The organism is Salinifilum aidingensis, assembly GCF_054782015.1.
The window spans coordinates 1-14590 of the sequence record NZ_BAAGTH010000019.1 but is presented as its reverse complement, the minus strand read 5'-3'; the positions used below and the strand labels follow the sequence as shown (position 1 = coordinate 14590).

Here is a 14590-nt window from a genome sequence, read left to right as displayed (position 1 = left end):
CTCGCGGTAGAGGTCGAGGAGCTGCGAGCATCGCCCGGCCACGACGGCCGAGCTCGGCGCCCTCCTGCGATCGTTGCACGCGCTCAGCCTGCCGACGCACCCGAAGCTGCCCCGCTTCGATCCCTTCGCCGGGCTCGACGAGCGCGTTGCCGCAGCCCAGCAGCTGCCCAGCGACGACCGAGACTGGTTGGTGGGCTGTGCCTGTCGTTACTCGGTAGGTGGGAGTAGTGGGCTGCCTTCCCAACGCTGGAAGATGAGGTTGGTGTGTACGAGGGCAACTTCGTCCCGGGCGGTGAATTCGTCGAGGACGAGCCGTTGCAGGGCGTCGGCGCTTTCCGCGGCCACGTGCACGAGGAAGTCGTCAGGACCTGTGAGGTGGTAGAGCTCGCGGGTTTCCGGTTGGGACAGCACGTGTTCGACGAATGGATCGACTAACGGACGCCGGTGGGGCTGCACGCGGATGGAGAGCAGCGCTTGCAGGGGCCTGCCGAGCTTCTCGGCGTCGACCTTGACGCCGTAGCCGAGGATAACCCCGACTTCACGGAGCCTGTTGACGCGGTCCAGGCAGGTTGAGGCGGCGATGCCGACCGTAGCGGCCAGGTCCTTGTTGGGGAGTCGGGCGTTGTTCTGCAAGACTGCCAGGATCTGCAGGTCAACCGGATCTAGTTTGACTGATTGAGGCATCATCCGAACTCTACACGGAGATGCTATTCACTTGCTGCTTCTTTGGCGAGACTGGTGTTCCGCCGTTTTGGTGATTTCCGCTTCCGCACTGCATGGGACGCTTATGATCGCACATCTACCCGTCTTCGTTGCGACGACCTTGTTGATGCTGGTGGTGCCTGGCCCTGACTTCGTGGTGGTCACACGTAACGCCGTCACCGGCGATCGGCGCCAGGGGTACTTCACCGTCGTGGGCATCTGCACTGGGTTGGCCTTCTTGACGCTGGTGGCGGCCAGTGGTCTCGCCGCGGTCGTGGTCGCCAACACCGTGATGCTCATGGTCTTGCGTGTCCTGGGAGGCAGTTATCTGGTGTTGTTGGGTGGGATGCTGGTGGTTTCGGCATGGCGGCGGCGACGGCACCCGGAGGCCGACTTGACCCCACCGCGCAGCACCGGATCACCGGCAGTGCAGGGATTTCTCAACAACGTGCTGAACCCAAAAGCTCTGATCTATTATCTGACTTTCATGCCGCAGTTCCTGGTCCCGGGAACACCGGTGTTCGCTCAGACGTTGGTCATGGGGGCTGTCGTGATGGTGTGCGCGGCGAGCTGGTGGACACTGTATGTCACGGCGATCGGTTTGTTGGGCGCGGCGCTGACCCGAACTTCGGTACGTTCGGCCATCGACGTGGGAGCGGGAGCTGCTCTCGGTGGTCTGGGCGCCGTGGCCTTGTTCGGTGGCCTGTGATTCTTCGGAGCTTCGCGGTGCTGTGTTCATGCGGACGACCCGGTGGAGAACGAAACCCGTGACCTCCACCTGGTGTTGTGTTCGGTGAGGTTGCTGACAGCAGTGAGGGTTCGGGTTGACCTGGACTTTCGCGGTGTGGGTTTCTTTGTGGTAGGTGATCGTGAATCCGAGGGCGTGGTAGACGGACGCCTTGGTCTCGGGGTGTGCTTGCTGGAGAGTGCGGGTGGCTTCGCGGCAGGCTCGGAACAGTGTGGTGATCATCTCGGGTTCGGGTTGAGCCGTGGGTTGGTGGTGTTCGCGCAGGATCGCGTGTGCTTTGGCTTTTTCTGCTTCGGTGTCGGCGATCCATTGGCCGATGGTTTCGGGGCTGGCTCCGTTGTCGAGGGCGTGTGAGGTTTGGCGGCTGTGGTGGCCGAGTGAGACGTCGTCGACGTCGACGAGGACTTCTTTCTTGCGTTGTTTGTTCCAGACTTGGTGGCCGGTGTAGCGCGGGTTGAGCAGGATGGCGCGCACGGCGCCTTTGGGCCAGGCGGTGCCGGAGCGGTGCGTGTTGCGGGCGGGGTCGTGAGCGCTGGGCTGGGGACGCCGTCGCGGGTGAGTCCTTCGGCGATGGCGTAGATGCCGTGGCCCGAGCAGCACTCGTCGAAGATCCGCTGGACGACGGGGGCGGTGTCGGGGTCGGGTGCGAGTTGGTGCAGACGTTTGCCTTCGGCGGCCTTGCCGGGGTTGGGATGCGCTCCTGCGGCGATGAGACGGTAGCCGTAGGGCGGGCGGCCGCCGAGGTAGCGGCCTTCGAGCTGGGACTGCGAGCTCATAGCGGTGCGGACGCGCACCTTGATCCTGTTGCGTTCACCCTTGGACATGCCGCCGAACGCACCCGTGATCAACTCGTGGGCTTCGGAGGCGGGATCGATGGCTCCGCCGACCTCGGGCACCCAGATGCTGACGCCGTAGTGCTCGAACAGCGGGAAGACCAGGCTGTGCTGCCGGGTGCTGGCCGCGCTCGAAGCCCTCTGGCGCACCTGCTCCTGACCTCTCCGGGGCTGCCCGATCAATGGTGCTTCCGGCGGCGTCGATCAGCGGGTTCCGGGAGCGACCAACGGTCACCGAGCGTGACCCCGAACCCCGGTGGCGAGCGGTTTCACCGGCCGCTCCACCACCCACTCAAGTCATAATGTATTGACAAATTCGGGGTGGTCCAGTAAACATCCGGGTACGGCATGCAGGGCGTCCGCACCGCCGCGGGCGCCGTTCCACCCAACTCGGAGGCTCGACATGGCTGACGGCTTCGACGTGCTCACGATCGGCCGGATCGGAGTGGACATCTACCCCCAGCAAGTGGGCGTGGGCCTGGCGGACGTCGAGTCGTTCGGCAAGTTCCTCGGCGGGACGGCGACCAACGTGGCGGTGGCCGGGTCGCGCCTGGGACACCGCACCGCGGTCATCAGCCGCACCGGTGCCGACCCGTTCGGCGAGTACATCCACCGCCAGCTGCGCGAGTTCGGCGTCGACGACCGCTTCGTCGCCGCGGTGCAGCAGTACCCGACCCCGGTCACCTTCTGCGAGCTGTTCCCGCCGGACGACTTCCCGCTGCACTTCTACCGGTACCCGAAGGCGCCGGACATGGAGATCCACCCCGAGGAGCTCGACCTCGACGCGATCGCCCGGGCGCGGATCTTCTGGATGACCGGCACCGGCCTGTCCGACGAACCGAGCCGCACGGCCACCCTGCAGGCCCTGCGGCACCGCGCCAAGTCCGGAACCACCGTCTTCGACCTCGACTGGCGGCCCATGTTCTGGACCGACCACGACGAGGCCCGCAGCTTCTACCGCGAGGCGCTGCAGCACGTGACCGTCGCTGTCGGCAACCTCGACGAGGTGGAGCGCGCCGTCGGCTCGCGCGATCCCGAAGAAGCCGCGGACCTGCTGCTCGAGGCCGGCGTGGAACTCGCCGTCATCAAGCAGGGCCCGGGCGGCGTGCTCGCGCGCACCAGCACCGACCGCGCCGTCGCGCCACCGGTGCCGGTGGACGTCGTCAACGGGCTCGGCGCGGGCGACGCCTTCGGCGGTGCCCTGTGCCACGGGCTGCTGTCCGGCTGGGACCTCGAGCGGACCATGCGCTTCGCCAACGCCGCCGGCGCCCTGGTCGCCTCCCGCCTGGCCTGCTCCTCCGCCATGCCCTCCGAGTCCGAAGTGGACGATCTTCTGGCGCGTGCGCTGCCGAACAGCCCGGCCGGATCGTCGGTCTGACCGAAAGGCTTCCACAGTGACTGCACTGAGCATCCCCGAACTCACCGCCGTGCGGGCGCAGCGCCCCGAGGCCGTGGCCGAGGCGGCCTCCCGGCGCGCTCGCCGCGACCTGCTCGGTGAGCGCGGGCAGCTGATGATCGTGGCCGCCGACCACCCCGCGCGCGGTGCGCTGGCCGCGGGTGACGACGCCCTGGCCATGGCCGATCGCGCCGACCTGCTGCAGCGGCTGTGCACCGCGCTGGAGCGGCCCGGCGTCGACGGCGTGCTCGGCACCGCCGACGTCCTCGAGGACCTGCTGCTCATGGGGGCGCTGGAGAACAAGCTCGCCATCGGTTCGATGAACCGCGGCGGGATCGCCGGGGCCTCCTTCGAACTGGACGACCGGTTCACCGGGCACCGCCCCGAGGACATCGAACGGCTGCGGTTCGACGCCGGCAAGCTGTTGCTGCGCATCGCCCCGGACGACGCCGGCACGCTGAACACCCTCACCGGTACCGCCGACGCCATCAACGAGATGTCCCGCCGCGGCCTGATGACCATGGTCGAGCCGTTCATGAGCAGCCGCGTCGACGGCAAGGTGCGCAACGACGTGACCGCCGAGGGCGTGGCCCGCGCGATCGCCATCGCCTCCGGCCTCGGCGGCACCTCGGCGCACACCTGGCTGAAAGTCCCCGTCACCGAGGACGTCGACACCGTCGAGACCGCACTGGCCGCCACCACGCTGCCGACGGTGCTGCTCGGCGGCGACGTGAGCACCGACCCGGAGGCGACGTACGAGCGGTGGCGCCGCGCCCTGCGGATCCCCACGGTCCGCGGGCTCGTCGTGGGACGCACGTTGTTGTACCCGCACGACGGCGACGTGACCAAAGCGGTGGACACCGCGGTGAACCTGCTCTGAACCCGAAGGAGCCGACGTTGACCGACCAACAGCACTACCTGCCCGCCGGATCCGCGGCGCGGCACCCGTACTCCGCCCACGTCGACCCGGACTCGGCCGGCTGGGGCTACTCCTCGCTGCGCGTGCTCGAACTCGCCCCGGGCCAGGAGCACGAGTACGCCACCGGGGACAGCGAGTGGATCATCCTGTCGCTGTCCGGCGGCTGCACCGTCGAGTGCGACGGGCAGGTGCACGACATCGCCGGCCGCGGCAGCGTGTTCACCGGCGTCAGCGACTTCGTCTACGTCCCGCGCGACGCGCAGGTGCGCGTGCGCAGCTCCGGTGGCGGGCGGTTCGCGCTCACCGGGGCGCGCTGCGACAACCGCCTGCCCGTGCGGTACGGCCCGGCCTCGGACGTGCCCGTCGAGCTGCGCGGTGCGGGCCAGTCCAGCCGCCAGGTGAACAACTTCGGCGCGGCGCACGTGTTCGAGGCCGACAAGCTCATCGCCGTCGAAGTGCTCACCCCCGCCGCCAACTGGTCGTCGTTCCCGCCGCACAAGCACGACGAGGAACGCGAGGGCGAGGCCGAGCTCGAGGAGATCTACTACTTCGAGATCGCCGAGGCGGGCGGCACGCCGGGGATGGGCTACCAGCGCGTCGCCCCGTCCGGGCCCGGCAGCACCACCGACGTGCTCGCCGAGGTGCGCACCGGCGACGTGGTGCTCATCCCGGACGGCTGGCACGGTCCCTCGATGGCCGTTCCCGGCTACGACATGTACTACCTCAACGTGATGGCCGGCCCGTCGCCGGAGCGCGTGTGGCGGATCTGCGACGACCCGGCGCACGCCTGGGTGCGCGACACGTGGGCACAGCAGGACGTCGATCCGCGGCTGCCGCTCTACCGGGCGCCGCAGGAGACCGCAGTGGAGGGACGATGAGCACGCAGCGTCTGACGGTCGCGCAAGCCCTGGTCCGGTTCCTCGCGAACCAGCACGTCGAACGCGACGGGGTGCGCGAGCGGTTCATCGCGGGGTGCTGGGGCATCTTCGGGCACGGCAACGTCGGCGGCATGGGCCAGGCCCTGCTCGAGCAGCGGGACGAGCTGCCCTACCTGCAGGGCCGCAACGAGCAGGCGATGGTGCACGCGGCCGTCGGCTACGCCCGCCAGAGCAACCGCCTGTCCACCTACGCGTGCACCACCTCCATCGGCCCCGGCGCGACGAACCTCGTCACCGGCGCGGCGCTGGCGACCATCAACCACCTGCCGGTGCTGCTGCTGCCCGGCGACGTGTTCGCCACCCGCCGCGTCGACCCCGCGCTGCAGCAGCTGGAGGCGCCGCACGCCGGCGACGTCTCCGTCAACGACTGCCTGCGCCCGGTGTCCCAGTACTTCGACCGCGTGTGGCGACCGGAAGCGCTCGTCCCCGCCGCGCTCGAGGCGATGCGCGTGCTCACCGACCCGGTCGAGACCGGTGCGGTCACGCTGGCGCTGCCGCAGGACGTGCAGGCCGAGGCCCACGACTGGCCGGAGGAGTTCTTCGCCGAACGCGTCTGGACGGTCCCCCGGCCCGCGCCCGACCCGCGGGCGGTCCGCACCGCCGCCGAACGCATCCGCGCGGCCGAACGCCCGCTGATCATCGCCGGGGGAGGGGTGCACCACGCCGCCGCGGAGGAGCAGCTGCGGCACTTCGCCGAAACCACCGGCATCCCCGTGTCCTCCACGCAGGCCGGTCGGGGAGCGCTGCGGTTCGACCACCCCAACGAGCTCGGGTCGATCGGGCACACCGGCACCGCCGTCTCCGACGACATCGCGCGGCGGGCCGACCTCGTCATCGGCGTCGGCACGCGGTACTCCGACTTCACCACGGCCTCGCGGACCCTGTTCGCCAACCCCGACGTGCGGTTCGTCAACATCAACATCACCGGTGCGGACGCGCACAAGCAGTCCGCCGCACCCGTGATCGGCGACGCCCGCGCCGCGCTGGAGGCGCTGACCGAGCAGCTCGGCGACCACCGCGTGTCCGCGGACTACGTGGCCGAGTACCGCGCGGGCGCGCGCCGGTGGGCCGAGGTGATCGACGCGACCACCCGCAGCGCCGGCGGTGCCGAGCGCCCCGGCCAGGCCGAGGTCCTCGGCGCGCTCGACGACGTGGTCGCCGACCGGGACGTGGTCGTCAACGCGGCCGGCTCGATGCCGGAGGACCTCAACAAGCTCTGGCGCGCCCGCGACGTGCGGCAGTACCACGTCGAGTACGGCTACTCGTGCATGGGCTACGAGATCCCCGCCGCGATCGGTGCGCGGCTGGCCGACGACTCCCGGGAGGTGTTCGCCCTCGTCGGCGACGGCACCTACCTGATGGCGCCCACCGAACTGGTCACCGCGGTGCAGGAGGGGATCAAGATCACCCTCGTGCTCGTGCAGAACCACGGTTACGCCTCCATCGGCGGCCTGTCCGGCAAGATCGGCGCGGAGCGGTTCGGCACCGAGTACCGCTTCCGCGACGCCGACGGGAGGTTCACCGGGGATCCGCTGCCGGTCGACCTGGCCGGCAACGCGCGCAGCCTGGGCCTGCACGTGCTGCGCGCGGACACCGTGGACGAACTCCGCGACGCGCTGGCGACGGCGCGGGAGGCCTCCGAACCGACCGCGGTGTACGTGGAAACCGACCCGAACAAGGCGCAGCTACCACCCGAGGCGTGGTGGGACGTGCCCGTGGCCGAGGTTTCCGCGCTCGATTCGACGCAGCAGGCGCGCAAGCACTACGAACAGCAGCGCGAACAGCAGCGGCAGCACCTGTAGCCGCAGCCGGGCGGTCCGGGTGCGCACCGCTCCCGGACCGACCGCACCGGTGCCCACCGGGACGCCGTGCACACCCGCCCGCAGCGCGGGTCAGCTGCGCTGCCGGTCCTGCTGCTTCTGCGCGGCCTCGCGGGCGCGGCGCTGCTCCTCCCGGTAGCCGTAGGCGGCCTGCCGCACCGCGCGGTCGGACCCCAGGCTCGACCCCAGCGCTCCGGCCACCGCGCCCATCGTGGTGAACCCCCGCGCCAGGTTGACGTAGGTGCCGGGGGCGGTGGGTGCTGCAGGCTGTTGCCCAGCACCGGGGCGGGGACGAGGAACCACGCCGCACCGACGTTGATGGGGAACAGGCCGGCGTACAGGCAACCGACGCCGATGCTGAGCGTGACCAGCGTCGACCCGTTGTACAGCGCCGCGAGGCGGCCGCACCCGGTGTTGCGGCGGCGCCCGGTCGGACTCGCCCGCGCTGGTCGGGGCGGAGAACACCTCGGTCGTTCAACACCACCAGCCCCCACAGCTGCGACAATCCTTCGTGGAAACGGAGTCGTCAGTACTGTCCCCGCGGCGGGCAACGCACGCGCGCGGCGGGCCGCTCGCGCACGCGCCCGGCACGCGCGGAGCGGGAACGACCGCTGCCGGGACGACGACCGCGCTGAGCGGGGGTGCCACAGCCGTGAGCACACCGAGCGGAGGGGACGGGACACCGCTGGAGGCGTGTTCCGGCAGGCAGGTGGACGGTTCCTGGATCGGCGTGCGCCGCGGGGTGCCTCTGTACCTCCCGCCCGAGGCCAACGAGCAGGCCGACGCGCTGCTGCGGCAGGCCGCGCAGTGCGAACCCGACCTGACCGCGCTCATGCGCGCCGTCGAGCGCCGCGTGCGCAACCGCTGCCCGCAGGCGCGCCTCCTCGGTCCCGACGAGGGCACGCACCGCAAGACCGAGCTGTCGCTGAAGACCAAGCTCGTCATCAAAACGCGGGAGGAACCGCGGCCGGGGTCCTGGCCGATCGACCGCATCCGCGACGCGGTGCGCTACGCCTTCGTCCTGCCCGACGCGGACTACGCCGCCGTCGCGCGCTGGATCCGCGACGATCTCGCCGACTGCTTCACCGGCATCAAGTGGAAGAACGCCTGGACCTCGCACGGCTACCGCGGCATCAACTCCTCGTGGCGCGAAGCCGCGAGCGGCCAGAAGTTCGAAGTCCAGTTCCACACCCCGGCCAGCCACCGCGCGGAGGAGGACTCGCACGATCTCCACGTGGCCGAACGGCTCGACCGGATCGCCTCCGAGCCGGACCGCACCGTGCCGCACCGGCTGGCCGCGATCTACCGCGCCGTACCCGAGCCTCCCGGAGCGCGGCGGCTGCACTGCCCCACCGCACCCGACCGCGGCCGCCGCCGGCGGTGGGCACGCGCCCCGAGCACCTCCGAGGTGGAACGGCTGGCCCGGCGCCGCCACGGGGGGCAGACCGACAAGGCCGGGCGCCCCTACACCGAGCACCTGGCCGCCGTGGCCGGCGGTGTCCGGGCGCACGGCGGGAGCGCGGAGCAGGTCGCCGCCGCCTGGCTGCACGACGCCGTCGAGGACGACGTGATGTGCTTCGCCGAACTGGACCGCCTCGGCCTCGCACCGGAGACCGCGGCCATCGTGCGGGCGGTGACGAAGCGCTGCGGGGAGGAGCTGGCGGACTACGCGCGCCGCGTCGCCGGGACACCGGGCGCGCTGCTGGTCAAGCGGCAGGACATCGCGCACAACGCCGATCCCTCCCGACTGTCCTCCCTCGCCCCCGACCAGCACCGCCGGCTGGCCGACCGCTACCGCGCCATGGAGCGGTTGCTCGCCGAACTGGCCGGCGAGGACCAGCGGGGGAACGGGTGCGGTGCGTGACCGCTCAGCGGTGCACCAGCTCGGCCAGCACCCGCGCGGCGCTGATGTCCGGATCCCGCGTCGCCGTCAGCAGGGTCAGCGTCCCGTCCCGCGCCAGCTCGCGCAGGTGCTCCAGACCGGAGCGCTGCTCGGGAGCGTCGAGCTCCTGCTCGTAGCGCCTGCGGAACTCATCGAAGCGCTCGGGGTCGTGGCCGTACCACTTGCGCAGATCGGTGGACGGAGCCACGTCGCGGCGCCACTCGTCGAGCGCGGCGCTGTCCTTGCTCAGCCCGCGCGGCCACACGCGGTCGACGAGCACCCGGGTGCCGTCGTCCTCGCGCAACTCCTCGTAGATCCGGCGCACCTGCACCTGGGGTTTCCCCGCCATGGTCGCGCCCTCCGCGTCGTACCGTCGCGCCCCGCTGCCTCGGCTCCCTACCCGCGGCCCGCGGAGCCGAAACGTCCCGTGGCCGCAGGGATGCGCCGGCGGAGCGCGGTCAGCAGCTCCACGTGACGGTGAGCCCCTCGCGCTCGCCGAAGCGCTCCAGGTGGCGGCCGATCACGTCCTGCACGCGGGAGAGGTCCTCCGCGCTGTCGCCCGCCGCGTCGAGGAACAGCACTTCCGCCCGGCAGGTCAGCAGGCACGACCCGGCGCCGCCGTCAGCGGGCAGCGTGATGCGGACGCCGCCGTCGGCCTCGTCGGAGATCGTGCAGCGCCGTCCCAGGTGGGAGGCGAGCTGCTTGCGGTAGCGCTCCGGGCGCTCCGTGCGGATCTGCGCATGCGCCTGCGGCATCGGGCAGCTCCTCGCGTGGTGGAAGGAGGGCGCCGGAACCGCGCTCCGCCCCCGGCGCCCCGATTCGGTCGACTCCCGCCCAGACTACGGCCACCGGCGTCCGGGGCGCACGTGGCGCGCACCGGGCCGAGGAGGTGTCAGCGCTCACTGTCCAGCAGCCGCATGCCGTCCGCGTCGTAGCGGTCCCCGGCGACCTGGTCCGGCGGGACGGCGCGGGTGATCGCGGAGAGCTCCTCGGCGGTCAGCTCCACGTCCAGCGCCCCGAGGGCCTCGTCGAGGCGGTCGCGGCGCCGCGCACCCACCAGCGGCACGATGTCCGTGCCCTGCGCCACCGCCCAGGAGATCGCCAGCTGCGCCACGCTGACCCCCCGGGAGGAGGCGATCTCGCGGAGCCGGTCGACCAGCCCCAGGTTCTGCTCCAGGTTCGCGCCGGCGAACCGGGGGAAGTGCCCGCGCGGATCCCGCTCGGAGTCCTGCTTGCCCCACCGGCCGGACAGCAGTCCGCGCGAGAGCACGCCGTAGGCGGTGATGCCGATGCCCAGCTCCCGGCAGGTCGGCAGGATCTCCGGTTCGATGCCGCGGGAGATTACCGAGTACTCGATCTGCAGATCCGCCACGGGGCGGACCGCGGCCGCGCGCCGCAGCGTCCGCGCGCCCACTTCGGACAGCCCGATGTGGCGCACGTGGCCGGCGTCGACCATCTCGCCGATCGCGCCGACGGTGTCCTCGATCGGCACCTGCGGATCCAGCCGGGCGGGGCGGTAGATGTCGACGTGGTCGGTGCCGAGCCGCTGCAACGTCTGCGCCAGGGAGTTCTTCACCGCCTCGGGGCGGCCGTCGAAGCCGATGAGCGCGCCGGCCGGATCGCGCATCGCGCCGAACTTGACGCTGATCTGCACCTCGTCCCGGTCACCGGACCGCAGGGCATCGCGCAGCAGCAGCTCGTTGTGCCCGCTGCCGTAGAAATCACCGGTGTCGAGCAGGCTCACCCCCGCGTCGATCGCCGCGTGCACGGTCGCGATGCTCTCCGCGCGGTCCGCGGGGCCGTAGAAATCGGACATGCCCATCAGGCCGAGACCGAGCGCGGACACCTGGGGTCCCGTGGCGCCGAGAGTGCGCTGTCGCATGCATCCACCTTCCGCGTTCGCACCGCGCTTCGAGGTAGTTCCCGCATCGGCCCGGCGGTGCGTTCACACCGAGCCGTCCGCCACGGTAGCGCTCGCCTCGCGGATGATCGCGACCGCTTCGTCCACGTGTTCGCGGTGGCTGCGGAACGACAGCACGCACAGCCGCAGCGTCACCCGCCCGTCCAGCACGGTGCTGGAGCAGAACACCCGGCGGCTGCCGTTGATCCGCTCCAGCAGCGCCCGCGTCGCGGCGTCCCCGGCGCGGCTGCGGAAGACCACCGTGGACAGTTCCGGCGCCTCCGGGACCTCCAGCTCGTCGTCCTCGGACAGCGCGCGGTGGGCTCGCGCGGCCAGGTCGAGCTTCTCGTCGAGCGCGGCGCGGAAAGCCGCCACCCCGTGCAGCTGCAGCGGCAGCCATACCCGCAGCCCGCGGGTCTCCCGCGTCAGCTCGATTCCCCGCGCGGCGTAGTCCGGCAGGCCGCCGTCGCCGACGTCCTGCAGGTAGTCCTCGGCGTCGTCCTCGCTGTGCGCGGCGGTGAGCGCGCGCGCCTCGCGCACCAGCAGCGCGCCGCACCCGTACGGCAGGAACAGGCTCTTGTGCGGGTCGAGCGAGACGGAATCCGCCCGTTCGATCCCGCTCATGCGGTCGCGTCCCCGCTCGGTGAGCTGGAAGAGCCCGCCGTAGCAGGCGTCGACGTGCCACCACAGGCCCTCCCGGGAGGCCAGCGCGGCCAGCTCGGGCAGCGGGTCGATGCTGCCCGAGTTCGTGGTCCCGGCGCTGGCGACGAGCAGGAACGGCACGTGCCCGGCCGCGCGGTCGGCGGCGATCATCTGCGCGGCGGCGTCCGGATCGAGGCGGCGGCCGTCGGACGTGGGCACCAGCCGCAGGCTCGTGGACGGGAAGCCGGCGACGCGGGCGGCCTTGCGGACGCAGTGGTGCGCCTGCTCGGACAGGTAGATGCGGCCGCGGCGGAAGTCCGCCTCGCCGAACCGGCTCTCGCGCGCGGCCAGCACCATCGACAGCACGGCCTGCGACCCGCCGGTGGTCAGCAGCCCGCCCGCCTGCTCCGGCAGCGCGAACAGCGCCGCCATCCACCGCAGCACCGAGTCCTCCAGCGCGACCAGGCCGGGGGCGAGCTCGGAGAAGCCGGTGTAGCGGTTGAAGGTGCGGCCGAGGAGCTCGCCCACCGCCGAGCTCGCGAGGCCGCCGCCGGGGATGTAGCCGAAGTAGCGCGGTCCGGCGGTGTCCACTCCCGAAGCGGCGGCGTCGCGCACGAGCGGCAGCAGTTCGCCGAACTCCCGCGGTTGCTCGGGAGGGGCGGTGCCCAGCGCCGCCAGCACCGCCGGATCGGCCTCCTGCGCGGCCGGAGCGGAATCCAGCTCGGTGAGGAAGTCCTCCAGCGTCTCCGCGGTCTTGCCGAGCATCTCGGCCATCGCGGGAGCTTCCAGATCCGCGCTCCGGCTCCGCATCACGCGTCCTCTCCGTCGCGTTCGTTCCTGCGTTCGACATCCTCGGGCAGGAAGCGGTGTCAGCACAACAAGCGGCCCTCGGCCACGGCGACCGCCGCGCCGCCCAGGTCCACCCGGCCCGCGCCGGGGAGCTGCACCAGCAGCTCGCCACCGCGCGGCGAGCACTGCAGCGCGCGCAGCGAGTCGCCGCCCAGGCGTTGCGCCCAGAACGGCCCGAGCACGGTGTGCGCGCTGCCGGTGACCGGATCCTCGCCGATCCCGGCTGCCGGCGCGAACATGCGGGAGGCGAACGCGTGCTCCTGCCCCGGATCGGCCGCGGCGGTGACGATCACGCCGCGCTCGGCGAACTCGGTCAGGCGGGGGACGTCCGGGGTGAGTTCCCGCACCGTCGCCTCGTCGTCGAGCAACACGAGCAGGTCACCGGTATCGGCCGTGCCGGTCCACCGCACGGCGGCGCCGAGGACCTCGGCCAGTCCCGCGGGTGCTGCGCACCCGGCGGGCGGGTTGGCGGGGAAGTCCATCCACAGCAGCTGTTCCCGCTGCCGGACGGTGAGCACGCCGCTGTGCCGGGTGGAGAACCGCAGCTCGCCCCGGCGGCCCTCCGCGCCGGCGAGCACGTGCGCCGCGGCGAGCGTGGCGTGGCCGCACAGGGCGACTTCGGTGGTCGGCGTGAACCACCGCAGCTCGTAGTCGGCCCCGTCGCCGTCCAGCGGGCGGACGAAGGCGGTCTCGGAGAGGTTGAACTCCGCGGCGACCCGCTGCGCCCACGCATCGGTGTAGGGCTCCGCCGCGGCGACGACGGCGGCCGGGTTGCCCGCGCCGACGTGCTCGGTGAAGGCGTCGACGATGTGGTAACGCGTCATCGTTCCTCCTCATCGGCGGAACTCCGGCGTTCACGCCGGGCGGGAGTCGATGCTCGCAACCTACCGGAGCCCGGGTCGCGATCACGAGCCGCCGCCCTGCCCGGCCAGCGCCTCCTGCAGCCGGTCGAGGAGCGCCGCCTGCGCGGTGTTGATCTTCTCCCGCGCCGTGTCCAGGTCGAACCACGCCGCCCGGTCGACCTCGGGGAACCGTTGCACCCGCCCGCTGCGGGGCGGCCACTCGAGTTCGAACTCGTTGCTGCGCAGCGCATCGACGTCGAACTCGCCCGCGCGCGCCCACACGTGGACCGCCTTGCCGCCGCGCTGGCGCACCGAACCGAGGTCGAGCAACCCGGTTCCGTCCAGCACCGCGCCGGTCTCCTCGGCGAACTCGCGCAGCGCCGCCTCCCGCGCCTGCTGTCCGGGCGCGTACTCGCCCTTCGGCACCGACCAGGCGTGCGCGTCGCGGTTGCGCCAGAGCGGGCCGCCCGGGTGCACCAGCAGCACGCGCGTGCCCGCCGCGCCCGTGGAGTAGAGCAGGATGCCCGCGGAGTACCGACCCATCCCGCCCAGGATGCCGCCGGGGTCTCCGCGGGAGCGAGCCGGCACCGGGCGGACATGCGAAGGTCCCCGTGCACGAGCACGGGGACCTCCGCTGCGCTCACCGCGGGTGAGCAGGGCTCATCGCGGTCACTCGGAGCGGGTGAGGTTCTCCGGCGGGGCGTCCGGGACGAGGGCGGGCTTGCTCTCGCCGCGGAAGGTGAAGGTGGCGTCCTCGTCGGAGCCTTCCCCGTCCCAGCCGTCCACGTCGATGACGACCATCTGGCCGGGGTCGATCTCGCCGAAGAGGATCTTCTCGGAGAGCTTGTCCTCGATCTCCCGCTGGATCGTGCGCCGCAGCGGCCGCGCACCCAGCACCGGATCGAACCCGCGGCGGGCCAGCAGGCTCTTGGCCTTGTCGGTCAGCTCCAGCGACATGTCCTTCGACTTGAGCGCCTTCTCCACCCGCATGATCAGCAGGTCCACCATCTGCACGATCTCGTCGCGCGTGAGCTGGTGGAACACGATCACGTCGTCGATGCGGTTGAGGAACTCCGGCCGGAAGTGCTTCTTCATCTCCTCGTTGACCTTGGACTTCAT

14 protein-coding genes and 1 pseudogene are annotated in these 14590 nt (G+C 71.7%); 6 read left to right on the top strand and 9 right to left on the bottom strand.

What is annotated here, in order from left to right; all coding sequences use genetic code 11:
• Window positions 1–207 precede the first annotated feature (207 nt).
• The gene (locus ACYVJE_RS21000; RefSeq protein ID WP_459162229.1) at window positions 208–684 is read right to left on the bottom strand and encodes an Lrp/AsnC family transcriptional regulator; all 477 of its coding nucleotides are present in this window, start codon (window positions 682–684) and stop codon (window positions 208–210) included.
• Window positions 685–715: 31 nt separating this feature from the next.
• Here ACYVJE_RS21000 and ACYVJE_RS20995 point away from each other — a divergent pair, with 31 nt between their 5' ends.
• The 5 genes from ACYVJE_RS20995 (at window position 716) to iolD (ending at window position 7338) form a co-directional block, all read left to right on the top strand.
• Complete coding sequence (locus ACYVJE_RS20995) at window positions 716–1411, top strand: LysE family translocator (RefSeq protein ID WP_461145810.1); 696 nt, start codon at window positions 716–718, stop codon at window positions 1409–1411.
• Between the two features lie 1275 nt (window positions 1412–2686).
• Window positions 2687–3661 (top strand): 5-dehydro-2-deoxygluconokinase, encoded by a 975-nt coding sequence (gene iolC, locus ACYVJE_RS20990; protein WP_461145809.1) that lies wholly within the window; start codon window positions 2687–2689, stop codon window positions 3659–3661.
• Between the two features lie 16 nt (window positions 3662–3677).
• Entirely contained in the window at window positions 3678–4559 is an 882-nt protein-coding gene (locus tag ACYVJE_RS20985) for a Cgl0159 family (beta/alpha)8-fold protein (RefSeq protein WP_461145808.1), read from the top strand.
• A 17-nt stretch (window positions 4560–4576) separates the two neighbouring features.
• The gene (gene iolB / locus ACYVJE_RS20980) at window positions 4577–5476 is read left to right on the top strand and encodes a 5-deoxy-glucuronate isomerase (protein WP_461145807.1); all 900 of its coding nucleotides are present in this window, start codon (window positions 4577–4579) and stop codon (window positions 5474–5476) included.
• Window positions 5473–7338, top strand: coding sequence for a 3D-(3,5/4)-trihydroxycyclohexane-1,2-dione acylhydrolase (decyclizing) (gene iolD / locus ACYVJE_RS20975; protein ID WP_461145806.1), 1866 nt, complete (start codon window positions 5473–5475; stop codon window positions 7336–7338). Before iolB ends, iolD begins: the two co-directional genes overlap by 4 nt.
• Window positions 7339–7428: 90 nt before the next feature.
• Here the strand turns inward: iolD and ACYVJE_RS20970 are convergent, their stop codons facing one another.
• A complete protein-coding gene (locus ACYVJE_RS20970; RefSeq protein WP_461145805.1) occupies window positions 7429–7659 on the bottom strand; it encodes a hypothetical protein in 231 nt (76 codons plus the stop codon).
• 349 nt (window positions 7660–8008) lie between these two features.
• Between ACYVJE_RS20970 and ACYVJE_RS20965 the strand changes: the two genes are divergently transcribed.
• Window positions 8009–9220, top strand: a complete 1212-nt coding sequence (locus ACYVJE_RS20965) for an HD domain-containing protein (protein WP_461145804.1) — start codon at window positions 8009–8011, stop codon at window positions 9218–9220.
• 4 nt (window positions 9221–9224) lie between these two features.
• Here the strand turns inward: ACYVJE_RS20965 and ACYVJE_RS20960 are convergent, their stop codons facing one another.
• The 7 genes and pseudogenes from ACYVJE_RS20960 to ACYVJE_RS20930 all read right to left on the bottom strand — a co-directional run.
• Window positions 9225–9587 (bottom strand): DUF488 domain-containing protein, encoded by a 363-nt coding sequence (locus tag ACYVJE_RS20960; protein WP_459155859.1) that lies wholly within the window; start codon window positions 9585–9587, stop codon window positions 9225–9227.
• 109 nt (window positions 9588–9696) lie between these two features.
• Window positions 9697–9993, bottom strand: coding sequence for a DUF2218 domain-containing protein (locus ACYVJE_RS20955; RefSeq protein ID WP_461145803.1), 297 nt, complete (start codon window positions 9991–9993; stop codon window positions 9697–9699).
• Window positions 9994–10130: 137 nt separating this feature from the next.
• Entirely contained in the window at window positions 10131–11120 is a 990-nt protein-coding gene (locus ACYVJE_RS20950) for an aldo/keto reductase (RefSeq protein ID WP_459155857.1), read from the bottom strand.
• A gap of 63 nt (window positions 11121–11183) precedes the next feature.
• A complete protein-coding gene (locus ACYVJE_RS20945) occupies window positions 11184–12590 on the bottom strand; it encodes a pyridoxal phosphate-dependent decarboxylase family protein (protein WP_461145802.1) in 1407 nt (468 codons plus the stop codon).
• Between the two features lie 59 nt (window positions 12591–12649).
• On the bottom strand, window positions 12650–13453 hold the full coding sequence (locus ACYVJE_RS20940) for a PhzF family phenazine biosynthesis protein (protein WP_461145801.1): 804 nt from the start codon (window positions 13451–13453) through the stop codon (window positions 12650–12652).
• 81 nt (window positions 13454–13534) lie between these two features.
• Entirely contained in the window at window positions 13535–14014 is a 480-nt protein-coding gene (locus tag ACYVJE_RS20935) for an NUDIX domain-containing protein (protein WP_461145800.1), read from the bottom strand.
• A 126-nt stretch (window positions 14015–14140) separates the two neighbouring features.
• A pseudogene (locus ACYVJE_RS20930) lies at window positions 14141–14590 on the bottom strand (hypothetical protein); the annotation flags it as partial.

Coding starts and splice junctions, on each gene's coding strand:
- ACYVJE_RS21000 (WP_459162229.1), bottom strand. CDS start 684: ATGCCTCAATCAGTCAAACTAGATCCGGTTGACCTGCAGATCCTGGCA.
- iolC (WP_461145809.1), top strand. CDS start 2,687: ATGGCTGACGGCTTCGACGTGCTCACGATCGGCCGGATCGGAGTGGAC.
- iolD (WP_461145806.1), top strand. CDS start 5,473: ATGAGCACGCAGCGTCTGACGGTCGCGCAAGCCCTGGTCCGGTTCCTC.
- ACYVJE_RS20960 (WP_459155859.1), bottom strand. CDS start 9,587: ATGGCGGGGAAACCCCAGGTGCAGGTGCGCCGGATCTACGAGGAGTTG.
- ACYVJE_RS20955 (WP_461145803.1), bottom strand. CDS start 9,993: ATGCCGCAGGCGCATGCGCAGATCCGCACGGAGCGCCCGGAGCGCTAC.
- ACYVJE_RS20950 (WP_459155857.1), bottom strand. CDS start 11,120: ATGCGACAGCGCACTCTCGGCGCCACGGGACCCCAGGTGTCCGCGCTC.
- ACYVJE_RS20945 (WP_461145802.1), bottom strand. CDS start 12,590: ATGCGGAGCCGGAGCGCGGATCTGGAAGCTCCCGCGATGGCCGAGATG.
- ACYVJE_RS20940 (WP_461145801.1), bottom strand. CDS start 13,453: ATGACGCGTTACCACATCGTCGACGCCTTCACCGAGCACGTCGGCGCG.
- ACYVJE_RS20935 (WP_461145800.1), bottom strand. CDS start 14,014: ATGGGTCGGTACTCCGCGGGCATCCTGCTCTACTCCACGGGCGCGGCG.